This window comes from Oleiphilus sp. HI0080, from assembly GCF_001635135.1.
The window spans coordinates 1-339 of the sequence record NZ_LWFU01000282.1 but is presented as its reverse complement, the minus strand read 5'-3'; the positions used below and the strand labels follow the sequence as shown (position 1 = coordinate 339).

Here is a 339-nt window from a genome sequence, read left to right as displayed (position 1 = left end):
AGCCATCTCTGACGGCGCGGCAGCGGTTGTTCTTTGCTCTGGCAAGGTCGCAAAAGAGAAAGGCCTTAGCCCTCTGGCAGTCATTCGTGCGACCGCATCGCATGCGGAAGCGCCTGCGAAATTCACGCACGCTCCTTGTGGTGCTATGGAGAAGGTACTAAAGAAAACAGGCTGGAGCTCATCAGATGTTGACTTGTTTGAAGTTAACGAAGCATTTGCAATGGTAGCCATGACGGCGATGAACGCACACGACATTCCTGCAGAAAAAATCAACATTCATGGCGGTGCAGTAGCACTGGGCCATCCTGTTGGCGCATCTGGTGCGCGTATTATCGCGAC

1 pseudogene is annotated in these 339 nt (G+C 53.1%); it reads left to right on the top strand.

Going from position 1 to position 339, the window contains the following annotated elements:
• A pseudogene (locus A3751_RS02960) lies at positions 1-339 on the top strand (acetyl-CoA C-acetyltransferase); the annotation flags it as partial.